General features: G+C 67.0%; 20 protein-coding genes, 2 tRNA genes and 1 pseudogene. 16 read left to right on the forward strand and 7 right to left on the reverse strand.

Annotation, left to right across the window (positions count from 1 at the left end; genetic code table 11):
- Window positions 1-3 precede the first annotated feature (3 nt).
- On the reverse strand, window positions 4-699 hold the full coding sequence (locus CFB18_RS09760; RefSeq protein ID WP_200808158.1) for a zinc metallopeptidase: 696 nt from the start codon (window positions 697-699) through the stop codon (window positions 4-6).
- Between the two features lie 391 nt (window positions 700-1090).
- Between CFB18_RS09760 and CFB18_RS09765 the strand changes: the two genes are divergently transcribed.
- The 5 genes from CFB18_RS09765 to CFB18_RS09785 all read left to right on the forward strand — a co-directional run bounded on the left by CFB18_RS09765 (window position 1091) and on the right by CFB18_RS09785 (window position 6252).
- Window positions 1091-2044, forward strand: a complete 954-nt coding sequence (locus CFB18_RS09765; protein ID WP_088571627.1) for an MBL fold metallo-hydrolase — start codon at window positions 1091-1093, stop codon at window positions 2042-2044.
- Between the two features lie 119 nt (window positions 2045-2163).
- Window positions 2164-3093: a lipoyl synthase gene (gene lipA / locus CFB18_RS09770; RefSeq protein WP_088571628.1), complete on the forward strand. Its 930-nt coding sequence runs from the start codon at window positions 2164-2166 to the stop codon at window positions 3091-3093.
- 481 nt (window positions 3094-3574) lie between these two features.
- Entirely contained in the window at window positions 3575-4588 is a 1014-nt protein-coding gene (locus CFB18_RS09775) for an ABC transporter ATP-binding protein (protein ID WP_088571629.1), read from the forward strand.
- Window positions 4585-5403, forward strand: coding sequence for an ABC transporter permease (locus CFB18_RS09780; protein WP_088571630.1), 819 nt, complete (start codon window positions 4585-4587; stop codon window positions 5401-5403). Before CFB18_RS09775 ends, CFB18_RS09780 begins: the two co-directional genes overlap by 4 nt.
- Window positions 5404-6252, forward strand: coding sequence for an ABC transporter permease (locus CFB18_RS09785; protein WP_088571631.1), 849 nt, complete (start codon window positions 5404-5406; stop codon window positions 6250-6252).
- Between the two features lie 40 nt (window positions 6253-6292).
- Here the strand turns inward: CFB18_RS09785 and CFB18_RS09790 are convergent, their stop codons facing one another.
- From CFB18_RS09790 to CFB18_RS09800, 3 genes are all read right to left on the reverse strand, one after another.
- The gene (locus tag CFB18_RS09790; protein ID WP_088571632.1) at window positions 6293-6520 is read right to left on the reverse strand and encodes a hypothetical protein; all 228 of its coding nucleotides are present in this window, start codon (window positions 6518-6520) and stop codon (window positions 6293-6295) included.
- Between the two features lie 73 nt (window positions 6521-6593).
- Window positions 6594-6670 (reverse strand) — tRNA-Arg (locus CFB18_RS09795).
- A 7-nt stretch (window positions 6671-6677) separates the two neighbouring features.
- Window positions 6678-6750 (reverse strand) — tRNA-His (locus tag CFB18_RS09800).
- A 155-nt stretch (window positions 6751-6905) separates the two neighbouring features.
- Here CFB18_RS09800 and CFB18_RS09805 point away from each other — a divergent pair.
- The 3 genes from CFB18_RS09805 to CFB18_RS09815 all read left to right on the forward strand — a co-directional run bounded on the left by CFB18_RS09805 (window position 6906) and on the right by CFB18_RS09815 (window position 11818).
- Window positions 6906-7706 carry a biotin--[acetyl-CoA-carboxylase] ligase gene (locus tag CFB18_RS09805; protein ID WP_159461684.1) on the forward strand — a complete coding sequence of 267 codons (801 nt, stop codon included), beginning with the start codon at window positions 6906-6908 and terminating at the stop codon, window positions 7704-7706.
- A 127-nt stretch (window positions 7707-7833) separates the two neighbouring features.
- Window positions 7834-9039 carry a 30S ribosomal protein S1 gene (locus CFB18_RS09810; protein ID WP_088571634.1) on the forward strand — a complete coding sequence of 402 codons (1206 nt, stop codon included), beginning with the start codon at window positions 7834-7836 and terminating at the stop codon, window positions 9037-9039.
- A 310-nt stretch (window positions 9040-9349) separates the two neighbouring features.
- Window positions 9350-11818, forward strand: a complete 2469-nt coding sequence (locus tag CFB18_RS09815) for an ATP-dependent Clp protease ATP-binding subunit (protein WP_088571635.1) — start codon at window positions 9350-9352, stop codon at window positions 11816-11818.
- 290 nt (window positions 11819-12108) lie between these two features.
- On the opposite strand, the gene CFB18_RS09820 is transcribed toward CFB18_RS09815, so the two are convergent.
- From CFB18_RS09820 to CFB18_RS09830, 3 genes are all read right to left on the reverse strand, one after another.
- A complete protein-coding gene (locus tag CFB18_RS09820) occupies window positions 12109-12315 on the reverse strand; it encodes a DUF2283 domain-containing protein (RefSeq protein WP_088571636.1) in 207 nt (68 codons plus the stop codon).
- On the reverse strand, window positions 12299-12556 hold the full coding sequence (locus tag CFB18_RS09825; RefSeq protein WP_088571637.1) for a DUF4258 domain-containing protein: 258 nt from the start codon (window positions 12554-12556) through the stop codon (window positions 12299-12301). Before CFB18_RS09825 ends, CFB18_RS09820 begins: the two co-directional genes overlap by 17 nt.
- Before the next feature lie 98 nt (window positions 12557-12654).
- Window positions 12655-14121 (reverse strand): menaquinone biosynthesis decarboxylase, encoded by a 1467-nt coding sequence (locus CFB18_RS09830; protein WP_088571638.1) that lies wholly within the window; start codon window positions 14119-14121, stop codon window positions 12655-12657.
- A gap of 136 nt (window positions 14122-14257) precedes the next feature.
- Between CFB18_RS09830 and CFB18_RS09835 the strand changes: the two genes are divergently transcribed.
- From CFB18_RS09835 to CFB18_RS09870, 8 genes and pseudogenes are all read left to right on the forward strand, one after another.
- Window positions 14258-14674 carry a VOC family protein gene (locus CFB18_RS09835; RefSeq protein ID WP_088571639.1) on the forward strand — a complete coding sequence of 139 codons (417 nt, stop codon included), beginning with the start codon at window positions 14258-14260 and terminating at the stop codon, window positions 14672-14674.
- A gap of 108 nt (window positions 14675-14782) precedes the next feature.
- On the forward strand, window positions 14783-15391 hold the full coding sequence (locus tag CFB18_RS09840) for an HAD family hydrolase (protein WP_088571640.1): 609 nt from the start codon (window positions 14783-14785) through the stop codon (window positions 15389-15391).
- Window positions 15392-15432: 41 nt separating this feature from the next.
- Window positions 15433-15636: a DUF951 domain-containing protein gene (locus tag CFB18_RS09845; RefSeq protein WP_088571641.1), complete on the forward strand. Its 204-nt coding sequence runs from the start codon at window positions 15433-15435 to the stop codon at window positions 15634-15636.
- 100 nt (window positions 15637-15736) lie between these two features.
- Complete coding sequence (locus CFB18_RS15325; protein ID WP_159461685.1) at window positions 15737-17977, forward strand: parallel beta-helix domain-containing protein; 2241 nt, start codon at window positions 15737-15739, stop codon at window positions 17975-17977.
- A gap of 19 nt (window positions 17978-17996) precedes the next feature.
- Window positions 17997-18782: an alpha/beta fold hydrolase gene (locus CFB18_RS09855; protein ID WP_159461686.1), complete on the forward strand. Its 786-nt coding sequence runs from the start codon at window positions 17997-17999 to the stop codon at window positions 18780-18782.
- Window positions 18783-18809: 27 nt separating this feature from the next.
- Complete coding sequence (gene acpS / locus CFB18_RS09860) at window positions 18810-19226, forward strand: holo-ACP synthase (RefSeq protein WP_088571648.1); 417 nt, start codon at window positions 18810-18812, stop codon at window positions 19224-19226.
- Window positions 19223-20230 carry a formimidoylglutamase gene (gene hutG, locus CFB18_RS09865; protein ID WP_159461687.1) on the forward strand — a complete coding sequence of 336 codons (1008 nt, stop codon included), beginning with the start codon at window positions 19223-19225 and terminating at the stop codon, window positions 20228-20230. The genes acpS and hutG overlap by 4 nt, the downstream gene beginning before the upstream one ends.
- A 23-nt stretch (window positions 20231-20253) precedes the next feature.
- Window positions 20254-20630: pseudogene (locus CFB18_RS09870) on the forward strand (hypothetical protein); the annotation flags it as partial.

Here is a 20630-nt window from a genome sequence, read left to right on the forward strand (position 1 = left end):
CGACTATTCCTCCGAGCGCCGCATGCCCATGGCCAGGAAGGCGTAGTAGGCCAAGGTGGAGAGGGCCTGGGCCAGGGCTGCCACGTAGGTCAGCGCGGCCGCCCGCAGTACCTCCCGGGCCCCCGCCCGCTCCTCGGGGGTCCACAGCAGCCCGCTCGACTCCAGCAGGGCCAGGGCCCGGCGGCTGGCGTCCAGCTCCACGGGCAGCGTGACCAGGGCGAAGAGAGCGGCAGCGGAGAAGAACAGCACCCCCGCCCAGACCAGCGTCGGGCTCTGCATCAGGAAGCCGATCAGGAAGAGGATCGGGCCGAGCCAGGAGCCGAAGTTCACCGCGGGCACCAGGGCCGCCCGGGCCCGCAGCCCCCAGTAACCCTCCGCGTCCTGGAGCGCGTGCCCGATCTCATGGGCCGCTACCGCCAGGGAGGCCACCGAGGGCACGCCCGCCACGCTGGGGGAGAGCCGGAGCACCTTGCTCGAAGGATCGTAATGGTCCGTCAGGTGCCCGGGGGTTCCCTCGATGCGCACCGCATATAGACCGGCCGCCTGCAGCAGGCGCTGGGCCGCCTCCAGCCCGGTCAGTCGAGCCGGCGCCCGCAGCCACCGGTTATAGGCCGCCTGGACCTTCGCCTGAGCATACAGGCCCAACAACAGCGCCGGCATGGCGAACAGGAAGTAAAGAGGATCCCACCAGAACAGCATCGCTGCACCTCCTTTCGGTTCCCTGAAATAGGTCGGGCGGACGTTCCGCGCCCCCTCATTCTGCTAAAGAAAAAGACCTTCGACCGACGCCCGAACGCATCCGGCAAGGACGCTTTCCGGCATCGGCCGAAGGTCTCGCCGCACCCGGAGCGGGCGATGGGACCGGGGATCGGGATCTGGAGCATCCCGTGCTGACGATCCCATCACCGGGCCCGGTGGACCCGGGGGCTACTCCCCTTCCGGCCATGCCTATGTTTATCCGGAAGGGATGCCGCTGTCAAATTCGGAAGGCCGGCGCGCCGGCCTTGAAGCCATGCCCCCTTTGCGCTATGATGGGTCACCGGCACACGTGGATCGATCTGTTGCCGGGATCCCCCAACCTGGCGGAGGGATGGACTATCGGATGGAAGAGACGCGTCCCTTTTCGCTGGATTCCCGCATCTTCGTGGAGGACCGCCTCCACTTCGCCACGGTGGGGGCGGTGCGGACGGAGCAGGGATGGATCTGCATCGACACCCCGGCGGACCCGCTGCACGCCGCCTGGTGGCGGCAGGCCCTGCAGTCCATCGCCCCCATGCCCATCCTCGCCGTCATCTACACGGATGCCACCCGGGATCGGGTCATGGGCACCCCCTTCCTTCTGGAGGGGAAGCCCGCCCTGATCATCGCCCATCATCACGTGTTCGATCGGCTCCGAGGCCATGGGGAGATGGGACGCCAGCAGCTGATCGACCTCCTCATCAGCCTCGGCCAGACCGAGTCGGCGGAGCGATTGGCCCATGCCCCCCTTATGCTGCCCAATCTGACCTTCTCCGACCGTCTGGTCCTGAAGTTCGGCGCGCCGGCGGTGATCCTAGAGCACGTGGACGGGGCGTCCCCCGGGCAAATCTGGGTGCGCATCCCCGAACATAACGTGGTGTTTGTGGGAGACACCGTGACGCTGAGCACCCATCCCAACCTGGGGGAGGCAGACCTGGAGCGGTGGCTGGAGCAGCTGGAGCAGCTGCGCGCCGGCCGGGTGGCCCGTCACATCGTGCCCGGGCGGGGCCCCCTCGCTTCGCCCTCGGACATCTCCCCCCTTCTGGATTACCTGAAGGCGTTGATGCGACGGGTCCGAGCCCTGGCGGCCTCCTCGCGCAAACCCGAGCTCGGCGCTCTGATCGCCGAGTTCATGGCCTACTTCCCGGTCCCCGAATACGAGCGGGAGCGGGTCCAGCGCCGGATCCGCTCCGCCCTGGAGCGGCTGCTGGAGCTTTACGCTGCCGGCAAGAAAGCCCCGAAAGAGAAGCCCAAGGAGAAGACGGGGGCGGCCAAATCTCGCAAAAAAGGCGGCGCCCCCCGGTAAAATCCGGCGGGCTCCCCGCGCGCCCGCCTATCCCGGGCGAAAGGGCGCGCGTTGTTGCGGGTCCCCCCTTCGATGTGTTAGGATGAACGGGAACAGCAACCTCATCACGAGGTGAGCGGATGGCCTCTCCGACCCGTGAATCCCTCCCCGTGGAGGCGATGCCGGACACGCCCGTCCGCCCGGCGCGGCGCCCCGAATGGTTGAAAGTCCGGGCCCCTCAAGGCGAGACCTATGAGTTCGTGCTTCGGTTGATGCGGAGCAAGCGACTTCACACGGTCTGCGAGGAAGCCCGTTGCCCCAATATCGGGGAGTGCTGGGGACATGGCACCGCCACCTTCATGATCCTCGGAGATGTGTGCACCCGCTCCTGCCGCTTCTGCGCCGTCCGGACCGGCCGCCCCCTCTCCATCGACTGGGACGAGCCTAACCGTGTGGCCGAGGCCGTGCGGGCGATGGGCCTCTCCCATGTGGTGATCACTTCGGTGAACCGGGACGAGCTGCCCGACGGCGGGGCCACCCTCTTCGCCATGACCATCCGCCGCATCCGGGAGCGGGTCCCCGGCTGCACCGTGGAGGTCCTCACCCCGGACTTCAAAGGGTCCATCGAGGCCCTGCGCATCGTCATCGAGGCGCGGCCGGACATCTTCAACCACAACGTGGAGACCGTGCCGCGTCTCTTCAAGAAGGTGCAGCCCCAGGATCGCTATGAGTGGGCCATGGCGACCCTCTCGAACGCCAAGAAGCTGTGGCCGGAGTGCGTCACCAAGTCCGGCATCATGGTCGGGCTGGGCGAGACCTGGGAGGAGATCATCGAGGTGATGAAGGACCTGCGGGCGGTGGGGGTGGACATCCTCACCATCGGCCAGTATCTCCAGCCCTCCCGGAACCACCTCCCGGTGGAGCGGTTCTACCGGCCGGAGGAGTTCGAGGCCCTCAAACGGATCGGATATGAGCTGGGGTTCCGCTGGGTGGAGAGCGGCCCTCTGGTCCGCAGCAGCTATCGGGCGGAGGCCCAGGCCCGGGCCCTTTCCCGGGTCCCCCGACCCTGAGAAGCATGGCGGAATAAAAGCGAAGCGCCGGGGGCCGCCATCCCCGGCGCTCGGCTAAAAGGAGGAGAAGAGGTTCCGCCCGCTGCTCACTTACAGCATATCAAGTTCCCGGCCCTCAATCTGGACGCTTACCCAACGTTTGCCTGACGCTTACCCAACGCCGGACAGAGCCCCTCCCCGCTACGGGAGGGCTCCAGGGGTCTACTCTCGTTTCCCACTCTTCACCCGGACCTCTATGGGCTCTCAGAAATGAGTCCAAACATCCGCAAAAAGGGTAAGAGCTCTCGCACTGGCGCAAGAAGGCGCCCTCCCCGTTGCATCAAAAGCAAGGAGGCCTAATGGACGAAGCACCCAGCGGGGAAGGGCCTCCGCCGGGATACCCCACCGGAAGAGGATCCGCTCAGAGGTTCGAGATAAACTGAACCGGGGGGTGAAAGGGGACCGCCTCTGAGAGCCGGTAGTTTGAACCGAGGAGATGCGGATGGAAAATCGGTCCGTTCCAGCGGTGCGCACCGAGCGCCTGACCCGGGTTTACCGGGTCGCCCGCAAGCGGGGGCAGCCTCCCCAGGAGCGGGTGGCGCTGCATGAGGTCGACCTGGAGATCCATCCCGGGGAACTGTTCGGGCTGCTGGGTCCCAACGGGGCCGGGAAGACCACGCTGATCAAGATCCTCACCACGCTGCTCCTGCCCACCTCCGGGCGGGCGTGGGTCGCCGGCTACGACGTCGTGACCCAGCCCGAGGCGATCCGCCGCCGCATCAACATGGTGGCCGGCGGGGAGTCCTGCGGCTACGGGCTGCTCACCGTGCGGGAGAACCTGTGGATGTTCTCCCAGTTCTACGGCCTGGACAACCGGACCGCCCGCCGGCGCATCGAGGAGCTCCTGGAGCGGTTCGGCCTGCGGGATCGGGGGGACTCCAAGATGTCGGATCTCTCCACCGGGCTGCGGCAGAAGGTCAACATCATCCGGGGGTTCCTGACCGACCCGGAGATCCTGTTCCTGGACGAACCGACCCTGGGGCTGGACGTCAACGCGGCCCGACAGATCCGATCCTTCATCCGGGAGTGGATCCGGGAGCGGCCGGGGCGGACGATCCTGCTGACCACTCACTATATGCTGGAGGCTGATGAGCTCTGTGACCGGGTGGCCATCATCGACCGGGGGCGCATCTTAGCATGTGACTCCCCCGGGAACCTGAAGCGTCGGCTCCAGCGCGACGCGGTCTTCTCCCTGGAGATTGATAGCCTCGTGGGGCCCATCCCTTCTCTTCGCGGGATCCCGGGCGTGCGACAGGCATATTACCGGCCTCGGGACGGGCGGGCGGAGGTGGATCTCATCCTGGAGGAGGAAGGGGTGATCGGGCCGGTCATCTCCGCGTTGACCGCCCACGGCGCCCACATCCTGTCTCTGCGCAAGCGTGAACCCACCCTGGAGGATGTGTTCGTCAGCCTAGTGGGCCGCGGGCTCTCCGAGGCCGAGGAGGAGCCCGAATGAGCCGGGAGGCCGCCATCCTCTTCCTGCGGACGATGATCGCGCGGGCGTATCCGCGCATCGTCGGCCAGAACCGGGAGCCCAGCTGGGTGCTCATCGACGTGGGGTTGCCGCTCCTGGGCACCTCCGCCTATGTGTTCATCTACCGGGCTCTTCAGGCCCCTGAGGCCTATATCGGGTTCGTGATCCTGGGCGGGGCCATGACCGCCTTCTGGCTCAACGTGCTATGGTCCATGTCCAGCCAGCTCTACTGGGAGAAAGAATCCGGGAACCTCCCCCTCTTCATCATCGCGCCGGGCCCGATGATGGGGATCCTGGCGGGCATGGCCCTGGGGGGGATGCTCGCCACCACCCTCCGGGCTTTGGTGATCGTGCTGGCAGGCTCCCTCCTCTTTGGCGTGCGCTACGCGCCGGCGGACCCCCTGGCGCTGATCGGGACCTTCCTGCTCACCCTCCTGGCGCTCTATGGGCTGGGGATGCTGCTGGCATCTCTCTTCCTGATGTGGGGTCGAGAGGCCTGGCATCTCTCCAACCTGCTTCAGGAGCCCATCTACCTGCTCTCTGGGTTCTACTTTCCCATCCGGGCCCTGGGATTCTGGGTGGGCGCTCTGGCCTCCCTCATCCCCCTCACCCTGGGCCTGGATGCCATGCGCCAGCTGCTCTTCCCGCAGGCTGCCAGCGGCCTGTTCCCCGTCGGCGTCGAGATCGCTGGCCTGGTGGCCCTCAGTGGGATCTTCCTCCTCGCCGCTCACCAGGCCCTGAACACCATGGAACAGCTGGCCCGCCGCGAGGGCCGGCTCACCGAACGGAGGCGCTGAATGCAGACCATCTGGCGAACCCTCCGTACAGCGGCGTGGCTGGGCTGGCAGATCGAGTCCAACTGGACGGATCCCTTTCTGTTCACGGTTTACTCCATCGCCAAGCCCATCGCCAGCGTCCTCATCCTGATCCTGATGTATAAGGTGGTGGCCCGGGCGGATTTCGGGCACCCGATGTTCGCTTATCTCTATCTCGGGAACGCCTTTTACATCTATGTGGGAGCGGTCCTCACGGGGATCAGCCAGGTCCTGATCATCGATCGGGAGGAATATGGGGTTCTCAAATACTTCTACATCGCCCCGATCCCGCCGGAGGTGTATCTGGTGGGTCGGGGGATGGCGCGGATGGCCACCGGGACCATCGCCGTGGCCATCACCCTGCTGTTCGGGGTTTTAGCCTTTGGGCTTCCCCTCCGGCCCTCGGCCGCGGGCGCGGGGGTTTTCCTCCTCGCGATGGCCCTGGGGATGCTGGCGATGATCGGGATGGGGGTGGGTCTGGCCGGGGCGACCCTGCTGGCCGCCCGTCACGTCTGGGTGATCGGCGAGGCGGTGGCCGGAGCGCTGTATCTCTTCTGCGGCGCGGTGTTCCCCCTGGAGGTCCTCCCGCCGTTCCTGCGGCCGCTGGGCTACGGCCTTCCCCTCACCTACTGGCTGGAGAGCGTCCGCCGGGCGCTGCTGGGCCCCTCCGCCTTCCGTTTTCCCACTTTCGCCGGATGGTCGGACGCCCAGCTGCTGGGCGCGCTGAGCGGGATGGCCCTCCTGTCGCTGATCCTCGGCTTCGGCTTCTACCGCTTCGCGGAGGGCCGGGCCCGGCAGCACGGGGCCATCGATCGGGAGACCGGCTACTAAGGAAGCAGAGCCCGGTCAGGGCCGGCGGGCTCCTCCCGGATCACGGCCGCGCGTATGGGCGGGGCGGCGTGGGGAGACTGGCGGAGAAACCCAGGAGGGCTCCCAGAAGGAGGGCGGCCAGAGCCTCCCACAGGGGCAGGGGAATACCGGATACCAAGGAGAACAACCATGCCACCACCAGGCCCAGCACGGCCCCGCTGAGGACCAGGACCGGTCGAGCCCAGCGCCTGCGAAAGGAATCCGAAACCGGTTCCGGCGCGCGTGCCATCGGGATGAATCCCGCTTCACAGCGAAGCGAAAACAAAAACGGCGTGGGGAGGGAAGCCCCCACACCGACCGGATGGCGCCCCCGGCGCGACTCGAACGCGCAACCACTGGATCCGAAGTCCAGCGCTCTATCCAGTTGAGCTACGGGGGCCCTCCAGGGAGGGCGACGGGGATCGAACCCGCGACCTCCTGATCCACAGTCAGGCGCTCTAACCGCTGAGCTACGCCCTCCACGCCTTTTATATTCTACCGTGCTTCACCCCGCATGGCAATCCCCGATCTCCCATCCCCCGCTCCGGCTTTGCCTTCGCCTCCGGAAGAGAGGAGAATCCGAAGCGGCGAGGGATCTCCTGGCGCATTCGGAAAGTCCGCCGGCAGGAGGAGCCTTGGACTGGGATCCGGAGGAAGTGCGACGGCTCACCGAGGAGATCCCCTGGATCCGGGAGATCTACCTGTATCCCGAGGTCGGGTCCACCAACGATGTGGCCCGAGACCTGGGGGATATGGGCGCGCCGGAAGGGGTGGCCGTCCTGGCAGACGCCCAGACCCGAGGCCGGGGACGGGCCGGCCGGTCCTGGTGGACCCCTCCGGGGCACGCCATCGCCCTCTCGCTCCTGGTTCGCCCGCGCCGGCCCGTGGCGGACTGGCCCCAGCTGGGGATGGTCGCCGGGCTGGCGGCGGTGGAGGCCGTGCGGGGGATCGGCTGCCCGGCCGGCCTCAAATGGCCCAACGACCTGATGATCCCCCCCGTCATCGGCGAGGTTCCTTCCTTAGCGGCCTGGCGGAAGGCCGGCGGCATCTTGGTCGAATCGTTCCCCCCGGCCTTCGCGGTGATCGGGATCGGGATCAACGTCAACATCTGGCCGGAGGAGATCCCTCCGGACCTGCGGGAGATCCTGGGAAGCCTGTCCCAGACCCTCGGCCTTCCGATCCCCCGGCTCGCCGTCCTCAAAGGCCTGCTGCGTGCCTTCGCCTCCCTGTATCTGGAATGGAACGCCGGGGCTCGGCTCGTGGAGCGCTGGGCCGCAGCGCTGATCATGCTGGGGCGCCCGGTGCGGGTCCTGACCCCGGAGGGAGCCTGCGAAGGGATCGCCGAAGGCGTAGATGAGGGGGGCGGGCTGCGGGTGCGCCTCCCGGATGGGCGCGAGCAGCGCTTCCACGCCGGCGAGGTCTCCCTGCGCGGATGACCGGCCGGCAGCGGCAAGGCCTTGCCTTCTGAAAGAACCTTTGCCGATTCCCACCCTCCTCGCTATAATTGGGGCAAGCCTTTCCCGGGCCTTATGGGATCTGACCCTGCGTCAGGAGTTATGTGGGATGAGCGAAGAGATCCGGCAGGATCGCCCCGAAAACGCCAACGCCATGGCCGAGATGGGCGAGTGGCTGGAGCTGTCTCCCCCCTCGCTCCGACGCGGCGACATCGTGCGCGGCACCATCGTCCGGATCACCCCGACGGAGATCCTGGTGGACATCGGCATGAAGGCCGAGGGGTTGATCACCGGCCGCGAGCTGGAGCGGATGCCGAAAGAGATCCGCGAGGTGCTCCGTGAGGGGGATGTGATCCAGGTCCAGGTGGTGAACCCGGAGGATCGCAGCGGGAACATCCTCCTCTCCCTCCAGCGGGCGCTGATGGAGGAGGACTGGCAGCGTGCCCGGCAGCTGATGGAGGCTGGGGAGATCCTGGAGCTCACGGTCAGTGGTTTCAACAAGGGGGGGCTGGTGGTGAAGGTCGGACGGCTGCGAGGGTTCATCCCGGCTTCCCAGGTCCTCCCTCAGGAGCCCGGCGAGGAGAAGCTGCCGGTGGAGCAGCGCCTCAAACGCCGGGTGGGCCAGAAGATCTGGGCTCGCATCATCGAGGTAAACCCGGAGGCCAACCGGCTGATTCTCTCGGAGCGGGAGGCTCAGAAGGAGCTCCAGAAGCGGCAAAAGGAGGAGCTCCTGGCGCGCCTGGAGCCTGGGATGCGGGTGAAGGGCCGGGTCATCAGCCTGACCGACTTCGGCGCCTTCGTGGACCTGGGCGGGGTGGACGGCCTGATCCACATCAGCGAGCTCTCCTGGCGTCGAGTGCGACATCCCCGGGATGTGCTCTCGGTAGGCCAGGAAGTCGAGGTGGAAGTCATCGGGGTGGATCGAGAGCGTAAGCGCGTCGCCCTGAGCCGCAAACGGGTGGAGCCCGATCCCTGGCAGGAGGCGATCTCCCACCTGCGAGAGGGGCAGCTGGTCGAGGTGGTGATCACCCGCCTGATGAACTTCGGCGCCTTCGCCGCCCTGAAAGAGTTCCCGGAGGTGGAAGGCCTGATCCATATCTCGGAGCTGGCCGAGCATCGGGTGAACCATCCCAAGGAAGTGGTGCGAGAAGGTGAGGAGCTGGTGGTGCGGTTGATCCGGATCGACGCGGAGAACCGGCGGCTGGCGCTCAGCCTGCGTCGGGTCGCTTCCCCCGAATACGCCATGCTGGACTGGGAGATGGCTCAGGCGCGCCTCCGGGCCAGCGAGCAGACGGGACCGGAGGAAGGTTCCTGAAGGCCCTACCCGGCCGGAGGAAGAACACGACCTGAACCGCCGGCGCCCCATCTCCCTCGCTTCGCCCATCGCAGCAGGGTTTGGCATCACCCTTCCACACCCATCGGATCGGCTAAGGCGTTGCGGACGGATTAACGAAGACAACTTCCTGCGATTGTGTTGTATGGCAACGCGGGGATCGAAACCGCTTAGAGTAGCGGCGATCCGTTTTCTGAAACTAACCGGCGAAAGGGATGGCGTGTTATACTAAGAGTGAAACCGGTTGCAGGTTCGCCGGGCACATTCAGCGGTCAGCCGGAAGGAGGACGCAGTGTCGAGCAAGCTGGATCGGTTCACCCAGCGGGCCAGGCGGGTGCTGGCGCTGGCCCAGGAAGAGGCCGAACGCCTGAACCACACCTACATCGGCACCGAGCATCTGCTCCTGGGCCTGGTGAAGGAAGAGAACGGCATCGCCGGCCAGGTGCTCCGACGTCTGGGGGTGACCCCCCAGAAGGTGGAGGAGATGGTCCTTCGCATGTCGGGGCCCGGCCGCCGCACCCCTCACAGCAAACCCGATTTAACCCCCCGGATCCGCCGGGTGATCGAGCTGGCCGTCGACGAAGCCCGGCGGATGGGGCATCACTACATCGGCACCGAGCACCTCCTCCTCGGGCTGGTCCGCCTGGGGGATGGGATGGCGGTGGACATCCTGAAGAGCCTCGGGCTCTCCCTGGAGCAGATCCGCCGGGAGACCAACCGGATGATCCAGGAGACGACCGCGGCCGCCCGACCCCGGCGGGAGCGCCCGAAGACCCCGCTGCTGGACCAGCTGGCCATCGATCTGACCGCCCTGGCGGAGGAGGGGAAGCTGGATCCGGTGATCGGGCGGGAGCAGGAGATCGAGCGGGTGATCCAGATCCTCTCCCGTCGGACCAAGAACAACCCTGCTCTGATCGGGGAGCCCGGGGTGGGCAAGACCGCCATCGTCGAGGGGCTGGCCCAGCGCATCGTGGCCGGCGAGGTCCCCGAACCTCTCCTCAGCAAGCGGGTCCTCCAGCTGGACGTGGCCTCCCTGGTGGCGGGGACGATGTATCGGGGCCAGTTCGAGGAGCGGCTGAAGCGGGTGCTGGAGGAACTCAAGAGCGCTGACTGCATCCTGTTCATCGACGAGATGCATATGCTGGTGGGCGCCGGGGCGGCCGGCAGCGCGGTGGACGCCGCCAACATCCTCAAGCCGGCCCTGGCCCGGGGTGAGATCCAGTGCATCGGGGCCACCACCTTCGACGAGTATCGCAAATACATCGAGAGCGACGCGGCCCTGGAACGCCGGTTCCAGCCGGTGGTGGTGGAGGAGCCCACCATCGAGGAGACCATCGAGATCCTGCGGGGCATCCGCCACCGTTACGAGGAGCACCACAAACTGACCATCACCGACGAGGCCATCGAGGCCGCCGCGCGCCTCTCCGCGCGCTACATCCCCGAGCGTTATCTCCCGGATAAAGCCATCGATCTGATCGACGAGGCTGCTGCCCGGGTGCGGATGTATAAAGCCGCCCGCTGGCCCAGCCTCCAGAAGGTCTACAACGAGCTGCGGACGGTGCAGCGGGAGCGGGAGGAGGCCCTGGCCGAGCGCCGCTACGAGGACGTGGCCGACCTGAAAGCCCGGGAGGAGGAGCTTCAGGCCCAGCTGCAGCAGCTGCGCATGCGCAGCGAGACCGATGAAGGGCCGAAGGTGACCGCCGAGGACATCGCCGAAGTGGTCTCGATGTGGACCGGCATCCCGGTCAGCCGTATCGCCGGGGACGAATCCCAACGCCTGCTCCAGATGGAAGAGGAGCTGAAGAAGCGCATCGTGGGGCAGGATGAGGCCATCAGCGTGATCTCCCGGGCGGTGCGACGGGCCCGCGCCGGCCTCAAGGATCCCCGCCGGCCCATCGGCTCCTTCATCTTCCTCGGGCCGACCGGGGTGGGCAAGACGGAGCTCACGAAGGCCCTGGCCGAGTTCCTCTTCGGCTCCGAGGACGCCCTGCTCCAGTTGGACATGTCCGAGTTCATGGAGCGGCACAACGTCTCCCGCCTGGTGGGCGCGCCTCCCGGCTACGTGGGCTACGAGGACGCCGGCCAGCTCACGGAATACGTCCGCCGCCGGCCTTACTGCATCGTGGTTTTCGACGAGATCGAGAAGGCCCATCCGGACGTGTTCAACATGCTCCTCCAGATCATGGAGGAGGGCCGGCTGACGGATGCCCGGGGCCGCAAGGTGGACTTCCGCAACACGATCATCATTATGACCTCCAACATCGGCGCCGAGACCATCCGCAAGGCCCACCTGGGTTTCCCCACCCAGAAGCAGGAGGAGGTCGATCTGGAGCGGCGCTACCGCGAGATGCGGGAGAAGCTCCTCAATGAGCTGCGCAAGGTCTTCCGGCCGGAGTTCCTCAACCGGGTGGACCAGGTAGTGGTCTTCCGGCCGCTGAGCCGGGAGGACATCTTGAAGATCGTGGACCTGGAGCTGGGCAAGATGGCGGCCCGCCTGAAGGAGCATCGCCTGAGCATCGAGGCCACGCCGGCCGCCAAGGCCTTCCTGGCCGACAAGGGCTACGACCCCGAATATGGGGCGCGGCCGTTGCGCCGGGTGATCCAGAACCTGGTGGAGGACGCCCTCTCGGAAGGGATGCTGGCCGGCCGCTTCGGCCCCGGCGACACGGTGGTGATCGATGTGGAAGGGGACCAGCTGACTTTCCGGGCGAAGGGGATCGAGGAGCTGACCCCGCCGCCCGCCCTGGTCGTAGAAGGCTAAGGGATGGCACCCGGGGGCGCAGGACGCGCCCCCGGGTTTTTACGTGGGATCGCCCCCGCGATAGGGAGCCGTTCCCGAATCGAACGCGAATCCACCAATTCGGTCTCCGGCCTCTCCAGACGCGCTCTCATTCGCGAATAGCCTTTCACCCCCCTTTATGCCAGCCTGAATCGAGTTCAGCCTCGCTCAGGGGGCCGGCCCCCATCCGGGCGCGAATATCCGAATGCGGCCTTCGCGATCTCCCACGCATGCCCCATTCGTGGATTCGCCCCTCCATTCGTGGACGGACCCTAGGTCAACACCCCCTCCCCTTGCAGCGCTGCCTGGAGAACCTGGGCCAGGAAGCGGCGGGCATCGAGGATCTCCAGGAGCACCAGCCGCCCATCGGCCGTGAAATGGGCGATCAGAGAGCCCGTATGCTCCGCATGGTCGATCACGCCCCCGGGGAGCCATTCGATCACCAGGATGTCCGCCTCCCGATCATAGCGCACCTTCATAGCGTTCCCTCCTTCCGGGATAAAAGGTGATCACGATGAGGTCCTCTTCCTCCTTTCTGTAGACAACACGCAAAACGTGTCGCTCGCTGATGCGCTTTTGAGCGATAAACCGATCTCCCTGGGGGATAACAGTATCTGGGCTCAGCAAGACATCCACAACCTGTTCTTCGCGAATCGGGAATCCGTGCTGAGCAAGGAGATCGAATTTATAGCGGGCGTGAATAGTATAGCGAATTGCCATTGCTCTCCCCCAGGATTAAGCCTTCCTCCGAGGATTATAACTCCGGGCGAGCTTCTACTGATCCCGCAGAGGGCGAAGATGCTTATGCCCTTTCATATTCATGCAAGTCCGTATTCCTCCCATCGCCGATCCACCAGGGCCCGGATCTCCGGGCTCATCTCGATGCGCTCCGGCCAGCCTCGGGGATGCCCTTCCTCCGGACCCTTAGCCGTGGCGTCGATGCCGATCTTGCCCCCGTAGGCCCGCAGGGGCGCGGCATGATCCAAGTGATCCACCGGCCCTTCCACGATCACCACGTCCCGCTTCCAGTCCACGTTCCCCAGAACCTGCCAGGCCACCTCGGAGAGGTTATGGACGTCCACCCACTCATCCACCACCACGATGCACTTGGCCAGGCTGAGCAACCCCAGACCCCACAGGCCGAAGATCACCTTGCGGGCGTGACCCGGGAACCGCTTGCGGATGCTCACGATCACCAGGTTGTGGAAGACTCCCTCCGCAGGCATGTTGTAATCCACTACCTCCGGCAGGAAGAGACGGACCAGAGGGAGGAAAAGCCGCTCAGTGGCCTTGCCCATCCAGTAATCCTCCATGGGCGGGCGCCCTACGATGGTGGTGGGATAAATGGGATCCCGCCGATGGGTGATGGCGGTGATGTGCATCACCGGGAAGGGCTCAGGAGGCGTGTAGTAACCGGTGTGGTCGCCGAAGGGACCCTCCAGCCGCTGCTCCCGAGGATCGATGTAGCCTTCGATGACGATCTCGGCCGAAGCCGGGACCTCGAGGGGCTGCGTGACGCAGCGGACCATCTCGACGGGCCGGCCCCGAAGCCAGCCGGCCAGCATGTATTCGTCGATATCCGGCGGCAAAGGCGCGCTGGCCGCCCAGATACAGGCCGGATCCCCGCCCAAGGCCACGGCGATGGGGATGCGCTCCGCCCCCACCTCCCGGGCGGCCCGCTCGTGCTCCGCTCCCCCTTTATGGATCTGCCAATGCACGCCCAGGGTGCGTTCGTCGTGAACCTGCAGGCGATACAGCCCGACGTTGCGCTTGCCGGTGCGAGGATCCCGCGTGATCACCTGGCCCAGGGTGATGTAACGCCCCCCATCTTTCGGCCAGCATTTCAGGATCGGCAACCGATCCAGGGAGGGCTGCTCGGTCTCCACCACCTCCTGACAGGGCGCGCGGGAGACCCGCCGGGGGCCCAGGCCGATGCTCCGCAACGTTCCCAGCACCTGGCCCAGCCGCTCCAGGGCCTCCCCCACCCCCTGCGGAAGCTCCGGGCGTAGCAACGCCTCCAGCCGCCGCCGGAGGTCCTCCAGATCCTCCACCCCCAGCGCCCAGGCCATCCGGCGCGGGGTACCGAAGAGATTGATGACCACAGGGATCCCCTTCCCATCCACGTTCTCAAACCACAGCGCCTTGTTACGCGCCGCCGGGCCCTTCATCACCCGATCGGCGATCTCTGTGATCTCCAGCTCTGAAGAGACCGGGGTGCGGATGCGGATCAGCTCTCCAGCCTCCTCCAGACGCCGCAGGAAATCCCGCAGGTCCCGATAGGCCATCCTCCACCTCCTCCCGGAGCGTCGTTCCCCCATAGTGTATCGAAATTCCCCCTCCCCGGCCCTCTGACCGATTTAGAGCGGACCAATGATGAGGGCGGGACTATAATGGAGGCAAACTTCATGCCGGGAGGTCGCGATGCCGATGGTGCGCAAAGTGCAGGGGGTGCTGTGCCCGGTGCGGGATCTGGCGCGGGCGAAGGCCTTTTATGGGGAGACCCTGGGACTCCCCCTCCGGGAGGAGGATCCAGAAGGGCGATGGGTGGAGTTTGGCCCTCCCCGGGGCCCGGGGATCCTGCTCTATCAGGGGGCGGCGGGCTCCGGAGGCGGGGCGATGTTCCCGGTGCGGAACGCCCAGCGCGCCCTCCGGCGCCTAAAGCGCCTGGGGGTTCAGGTGGGAGATCTGGTGGAGGTTCCCGGGATGATGATCATCGGAACGTTCTATGATCCCGACGGGAACCCCCATCATCTGGTGCAATCGCTGCGCCCGAAGGCCCCGCGACGCCGTCGGGCCTCTGAGGGCGGCGAGGTCATGCCTCCTGAACCCCAGCCCTAAGCCCAGAAATCCCATCTCGGTGGGGCACATGGGGCCGGGGGTTTCTCCATTCCCCGGCCCCTGTTGATCGGATAGACTAAAATCACGCTCGGCGGAGGGAGCTCCGGAATGCGACGGGCTGTGATCGTGGACTTCGGGGGCGTGCTGGTGCGGACGGAGGACCTCTCCCCCCGGGAGCAGCTGGCCCGGGAGCTGGGGATGAGCCGGGAAGCGCTGGAGGCGCTGCTCTTCGCCAGCGATCTCTCCCTGCGCGCCCAGCGGGGAGAGCTCCCGGAGCCGGCCTTCTGGCAGGCCGTCGGGGAGCGCCTGGGGATCACCGACCCGCAGGCGCTCCATCGGCTGCGGGAGCGTTTCTTCGCCGGGGACCGCCTGAACGAGCCCCTGGTGGAGGCCTTGCGGCGGTGGAAAGGCCGCATCCCCCTCGGCCTGATCAGCAACGCCTGGTCCGGATTGCGGGAGGTGCTGCGCCGGCTGGGTCTGCTGGCGCTCTTCGACGTGGTGGTGATCTCCGCCGAGGTGGGGCTGTTGAAGCCGGATCCCCGGATCTACCGGCGCGCCCTGGAGGGCCTGGGCCTTCCCCCGGAGGCGACGGCTTTCCTCGATGACCTCCCTGAAAACGTGCAGGCGGCCCGCGCCCTGGGCATGCATGGGATCCTGTTCCGAGATCCAGAGGAGGCCCTCAGGCAGCTCCAGGAATGGCTCAACGGGACACGCTGAGCCTTCCAAGGGCCCCGTTGGCTCTCAGGCGGAGGGAGGCCATGCCCCTGGAGATCCATCTGGACGATGTCGTGCAGCTACGAAAGCCACATCCGTGTGGCGGCACGGAGTGGCAGGTGATCCGCGTAGGGGCGGACATCGGGATCCGTTGCCTCACCTGTGGACGCCGGGTCCTGATGCCCCGTCAGGAGTTCGAGCGCCGGGTCCGACGAATCGTCCGTTGCTCCCGGCCGACGCGGCTCTGACGATCCGGCCTGTCCTCCCACCCTCCTTTCCAGCAGGCTCCGAGGGCAGGGCATGGGCCGATCGCCTCTCACTGCACACCCTATCTTCGGAGGGGCCATCATGAAACGCTGGGGAATTCGAATCGGTGGCGGGCTGGCGCTGCTCCTCATCACGCTTTTCCTGATCGCGGCCTTCTGGCCGGTTCCTCCGGATCTTCCCCCGGGCGGTCTGTCCGATGGGATGCCCGGCGCAACCGGGGCCCTCCGCCGCCCCTTCCCCCCGATGCCCATCCCTCCGGACAACCCCCAGACCCCTGAGAAGGCGGAGCTGGGCCGGCTCCTGTTTTACGACCCGATCCTCTCGGGCGATCGGACGCGTTCATGTGCGACCTGCCATCATCCAGATCTCGGCTTCACGGATGGAAGGGGGCAATCCATCGGGGCGGACGGACGGCCCATGCGACGGGGCGCCCCTACCCTCTGGAACGTGGGCTACCTGCGCCGCCTGTTCTGGGACGGGCGCGCCACCTCCCTGGAGGAGGCCGCCCGTATGTCCCTCACGGATCCTCGGGAGATGGCCGCGGACCCGGAGCGCCTGGTCCAGGCCCTGAAGGCGATCCCGGAATACCGGGAGCGGTTCGACCGGGCTTTCGGGGGCCGGGACGGCTCGGCGGTGACGTTCGAGAACATCGCCAAGGCCATCGCCGCTTTCGAGCGCACCCTGGTCAGCCGGAACTCCCCCTTCGATCGCTTCGCCGCCGGCGACGCCGCAGCCCTCACCCCCGCCCAGCGACGCGGCCTCAACCTCTTCCGCTCCGGCCGCACCCGATGCTTCGAGTGTCACACGCTCCCCCTGTTCGGCTCCTCGGACTTCCGGGTGATTGGGGTGCCGGATCTCCCGGGAGGGCCGGCGGATCGGGGCCGCGCAGAGGTCACCGGTTCCCCTCGGGACGAGCGGGCCTTCAAGGTGCCCACCCTGCGCAACGTGGCCCTCACCGCGCCGTATATGCACAACGGGATCTTCGCCACCCTGGAGGAGGTGGTGGACTTCTACAAAGATGGCGGAGGACGGGGCCGGGGCATGGATCTGCCGAACTTAGACAGCAAGATCCAACCCTTCCGCCTGAGCCCGGAGGAACGCGAGGACCTGGTGGCCTTCCTGTATGCCCTGACGGATGAATCGGCCATGCCCCCGGTGCCCGAATCCGTCCCCTCCGGCCTGCCGGTGGTGCCCCGCCTGGAGAACCCCGCTCGCGCGGTGGCCGCCCGTTACAACGTGGGGGCCGCCGCTGCGCCGGAACCTCCCCGCGCTCCGCAGACCCGGGTGGTCCGCCCAGGCGAGTCCATCCAGGCTGCTCTGGATCAGGCCGGCCCTGGGGACACCATCCTGGTGGAGCCGGGAATCTACCGGGAATCTCTGGTGGTAGAGGTGGAAAACCTCACCCTGAGGGGGATCGTCCGGGACGGCCAGCGGCCGATCCTGGACGGGGAAGGCATACGCGGGGACGGCATCATCGCCACCCGGGACGGGTTCACGGTGGAGAACTTCATTGTGCGCCATTACACCAACAACGGCATCGTGGTGCCCGGCGCTCGGGGGATCGTGATCCGGGACGTGGTCACCGAGGACACCGGAGCGTACGGCGTGTATCCGGTGGGCAGCGAGGACATCCTGATCGAACGGGTGGTGGCCACCGGGGCCTGGGACACCGGGATCTACATCGGTCAATCCCGCAACGGGGTGATCCGCGACAGCGAGGCCTACGGCAACGTCAGCGGGATCGAGGTGGAGAACTCCGTGAACATCACGGTGGTGAACAACTACGCGCATGACAACGCGGCCGGGTTGCTGGTCTTCGTCCTGCCCAATCTGGAGTCGAAGGTAGGCTCCCGCAACCGGATCATCGGCAACCGCATCATCCGCAACAACGGGCCCAATTTCGCCAAACCGGGGGCCATTGTGGGCAACGTCCCCTCGGGGACCGGGATCCTGATCATGGCGGCGGATGAGACCGAGGTGACCGGCAATGAGATCCGGGACAACGCCTCGGTAGGCATCGCCGTGGTGGGCTTGCAGCAGGTCTTCCCCCGGGGGACGGTGTTCGACGTGGGGGCCATCCCGGAGCGCAACTGGATCCATGACAACGTTTTGGTCCACAATGGATTCAACCCGGATCCGAAGGTGCGGGCGGCGGGGCTGCCAGGGGCGGACCTGCTGTGGGACGCCAGCGGATGGGATAACCTGTGGCGGGAAGCGGGGGCTCGAGCCTTCCCACCTTTCCTGCCCGGGCCGGACTGGCCATGGCCGGTCCGGCGGGCCTACTGGCGGTTGCTCCAGCTGCTGGTGCGGCTTTTGGGATAGCCGGATCCCGGAGGTCGCGATGCCGGAACAACCGGTCGGCGAGGACAGTATTTTTTACGCTGTTCACACCGATGTCCACGCGCGTCACACCCTGCTCCTGATCCACGGTGCTGGGGAGTCCCATCTGGTGTGGCCCGGGGCGCTGCGGAACCTCCCTGGGGCGACCGTCTACGCGCTGGATCTGCCCGGCCACGGCCGGTCCGGGGGGCGCGGGCGCTCCTCCATCGCGGACTACACCCGGGTGGTGGTGGAGTGGATGGCCGCCCTGGGGTTGCCGCCAGCCATCTGGGTGGGTCACTCGATGGGCGGAGCCATCGCCCAGTGGGCGGCCCTCCACCATCCGGAGCGCGTGGCGGGGCTGATCCTGATCGCCACCGGGGCCCGCCTCCGGGTCAGCCCTCAGATCCTTGAAGGCCTGCGGTCCGATTTTCACCGCACGGTCGAGCTCATCACCGAGTGGAGCTGGGGGGTGGATCCACCCGTTCGGCTGGTGGAGGAAGGACGCCGCATGCTCCTCTCCGCGGATCCCCGGGTGATGGAGGGGGATTACCGGGCGTGCGACGCCTTCGACGTGATGAGCCGCCTGGGGGAGATCCGGACCCCCACCCTGGTGATCGGCGGCACAGCGGACCGGATGACGCCCATTAAATACGCAGAATACCTGGCGGCTCATATCCCGGGCGCGCGGCTGGTGCGGATCGAGGGGGCAGGCCACATGGTGATGCTGGAGCAGCCCGAAGCCGTCGCCGAAGCGATCCGGTCCTTCCTGACGGAGATTGCCTCCCGCACAGGTCCGGATGCCTGAATCCCTTCTCGGAGCCACAGCGCGCGGATGATCGCTATCGGGGTGGACATCCTGGAGATCCGACGGATGGAGCAGGCCATCGCCCGCTTCGGAGATCGCCTGCTCCGGCGGGTTTTCACGCCGGCCGAACGGCAGGCGTGCCGCGGGCGGGTGGCTGAGTATGCGGCCCGCTTTGCGGCCAAGGAGGCTGTCGCCAAGGCCCTGGGGGTGGGCCTTCGGATCATGGCCCGCGAGGGCATCGGCTTTCACGACGTGGAGATCCTCCCGGACCACCGGGGGCAGCCTCACGTGCACTTGCGGGGATGGGCCGCGGAGCGCGCCCGGGTGCTGGGCCTGAAACAATGGGCGGTGAGCATGACCCACGACGGCGGGTTCGCCATCGCAGTGGTAGCCTCCATCGGGGGACTTTCCTCCCTCGATCTTCCCCCGGAGCACCGCTCATGACGAGCTTCCCCCCGCTCCCCTGGCTGCGCCCGCCCGAGCGCTCCCCGGTCCCCCCGGATCCCCGGGACGTGCGGATCGCGGATCTGCTGCAAACGGATCCGGCTGGGGCCCATGTGGCGGTGATCGGCATCCCCTTTGACACCGCGGTGATCGGCCGGCGGGGTGCCCGGGAGGCCCCTGCGGCCATCCGCCGCGCCCTCTATCGGATGGCGGCCTTCGATCTGGAGAGCGGGGTCGATCTGGCGGAGGGCCTCCGGCTGGTGGACCTGGGGGATGTGGCCGTGGTGCACACGGACATCCACGAGACCCACCGGCGGGTGACGGCGGTGCTGCGGGAGGTGACCCGTCAGGGCCTGCGCTCCCTGGTATTGGGCGGAGATCACAGCCTCTCGTATGCCATCCTGCGGGGGGTGATCGAAGGGCTGGGGAAGCCTCTGGGGGTGATCCAGTTTGACGCCCATCATGACCTGCGGGAGCCCCTGGAGGGGGAGATCACCAGCGGAACCCCTTTCCGCCGCCTGCTGGAGGAAGGGCTGATCGAGGGGCGGCATCTGGTGCAAATCGGGCTGCTGGGGGGACGCAACAGCCGGGCCTATTATGAAGTCGCCCGCTGGCATGGCATCCGTATGATCCCGGCGACCCACGTCCATCGGGAGGATCCAGAAGTCCTGACTGCCCAGGTCTTGAAGGTGGTCACTGCAGGCACCCTTGGGTTTTTCATCAGCTTTGACATGGATGTGTTCGAGGCCGCCTGCGCGCCCGGGGTGTCCGCGCCCAGCCCGGGGGGATTGCTGCCCGCGTCGGCGCTGGCGCTGGTGCGGAGGTTGGCCGCCCATCCGGCATGCTGGGGGATGGATCTGATGGAAACCGCTCCACCTCTGGACCCCGACGGACGGACCGTGGCGCTTGCGGCGGCGGTCGCGTGGGCCTTTCTGATCGGGCGGGGGATGGTCGGGATGAAATCCGAATCCGGAATTGACGCAGGTCCGCCCGCCGTGCCATAATCATCCCAGACGGGAGGCATACGATGGCGCTGACGGCGGAAGATCTGCGGGATCTGGTGGCCCTCTTGCAGGCTCACCCCGAGTGGCGGAAGGTCCTCTGGGCCCTGCTGGCCTCGGAGGAGGTCCTCCGCATGCCCACTGAGCTAGCGGATCTCCGGGAGGAGCTGGTCGAGCTCCGGGCGGAGACCGAACGCCGCTTCACGGAGCTGGCGGAAGCCGTTCGCCGCCTGAGCGAGCTCTTCATCGCCCACCGCCAGGAGTTCCTGGCTCAACAGGCCCACACGGACGCTCGTCTCACCGAGCTGACCGAGACCGTTCGCCGCCTGAGCGAGCTCTTCATCGCCCACCGCCAGGAGTTCCTGGCCTATCGAGAGGAAACCGACCGCCGCTTCGCCGAACT

The organism is Thermoflexus hugenholtzii JAD2 (assembly GCF_900187885.1).
Classification (GTDB): Bacteria; Chloroflexota; Anaerolineae; order Thermoflexales; family Thermoflexaceae; genus Thermoflexus; species Thermoflexus hugenholtzii.

What these genes read in the sequence shown, in the direction of transcription:
- CFB18_RS09825 (WP_088571637.1), bottom strand. Translation starts at nt 12,556, where the DNA reads ATGGCAATTCGCTATACTATTCACGCCCGCTATAAATTCGATCTCCTT.
- CFB18_RS09810 (WP_088571634.1), top strand. Translation starts at nt 7,834, where the DNA reads ATGAGCGAAGAGATCCGGCAGGATCGCCCCGAAAACGCCAACGCCATG.
- CFB18_RS09775 (WP_088571629.1), top strand. Translation starts at nt 3,575, where the DNA reads ATGGAAAATCGGTCCGTTCCAGCGGTGCGCACCGAGCGCCTGACCCGG.
- CFB18_RS09785 (WP_088571631.1), top strand. Translation starts at nt 5,404, where the DNA reads ATGCAGACCATCTGGCGAACCCTCCGTACAGCGGCGTGGCTGGGCTGG.
- CFB18_RS09790 (WP_088571632.1), bottom strand. Translation starts at nt 6,520, where the DNA reads ATGGCACGCGCGCCGGAACCGGTTTCGGATTCCTTTCGCAGGCGCTGG.
- CFB18_RS09845 (WP_088571641.1), top strand. Translation starts at nt 15,433, where the DNA reads ATGCCCCTGGAGATCCATCTGGACGATGTCGTGCAGCTACGAAAGCCA.
- CFB18_RS09830 (WP_088571638.1), bottom strand. Translation starts at nt 14,121, where the DNA reads ATGGCCTATCGGGACCTGCGGGATTTCCTGCGGCGTCTGGAGGAGGCT.
- lipA (WP_088571628.1), top strand. Translation starts at nt 2,164, where the DNA reads ATGGCCTCTCCGACCCGTGAATCCCTCCCCGTGGAGGCGATGCCGGAC.
- acpS (WP_088571648.1), top strand. Translation starts at nt 18,810, where the DNA reads ATGATCGCTATCGGGGTGGACATCCTGGAGATCCGACGGATGGAGCAG.
- CFB18_RS15325 (WP_159461685.1), top strand. Translation starts at nt 15,737, where the DNA reads ATGAAACGCTGGGGAATTCGAATCGGTGGCGGGCTGGCGCTGCTCCTC.
- CFB18_RS09855 (WP_159461686.1), top strand. Translation starts at nt 17,997, where the DNA reads ATGCCGGAACAACCGGTCGGCGAGGACAGTATTTTTTACGCTGTTCAC.
- CFB18_RS09780 (WP_088571630.1), top strand. Translation starts at nt 4,585, where the DNA reads ATGAGCCGGGAGGCCGCCATCCTCTTCCTGCGGACGATGATCGCGCGG.
- CFB18_RS09765 (WP_088571627.1), top strand. Translation starts at nt 1,091, where the DNA reads ATGGACTATCGGATGGAAGAGACGCGTCCCTTTTCGCTGGATTCCCGC.
- hutG (WP_159461687.1), top strand. Translation starts at nt 19,223, where the DNA reads ATGACGAGCTTCCCCCCGCTCCCCTGGCTGCGCCCGCCCGAGCGCTCC.
- CFB18_RS09760 (WP_200808158.1), bottom strand. Translation starts at nt 699, where the DNA reads ATGCTGTTCTGGTGGGATCCTCTTTACTTCCTGTTCGCCATGCCGGCG.
- CFB18_RS09840 (WP_088571640.1), top strand. Translation starts at nt 14,783, where the DNA reads ATGCGACGGGCTGTGATCGTGGACTTCGGGGGCGTGCTGGTGCGGACG.
- CFB18_RS09820 (WP_088571636.1), bottom strand. Translation starts at nt 12,315, where the DNA reads ATGAAGGTGCGCTATGATCGGGAGGCGGACATCCTGGTGATCGAATGG.
- CFB18_RS09835 (WP_088571639.1), top strand. Translation starts at nt 14,258, where the DNA reads ATGCCGATGGTGCGCAAAGTGCAGGGGGTGCTGTGCCCGGTGCGGGAT.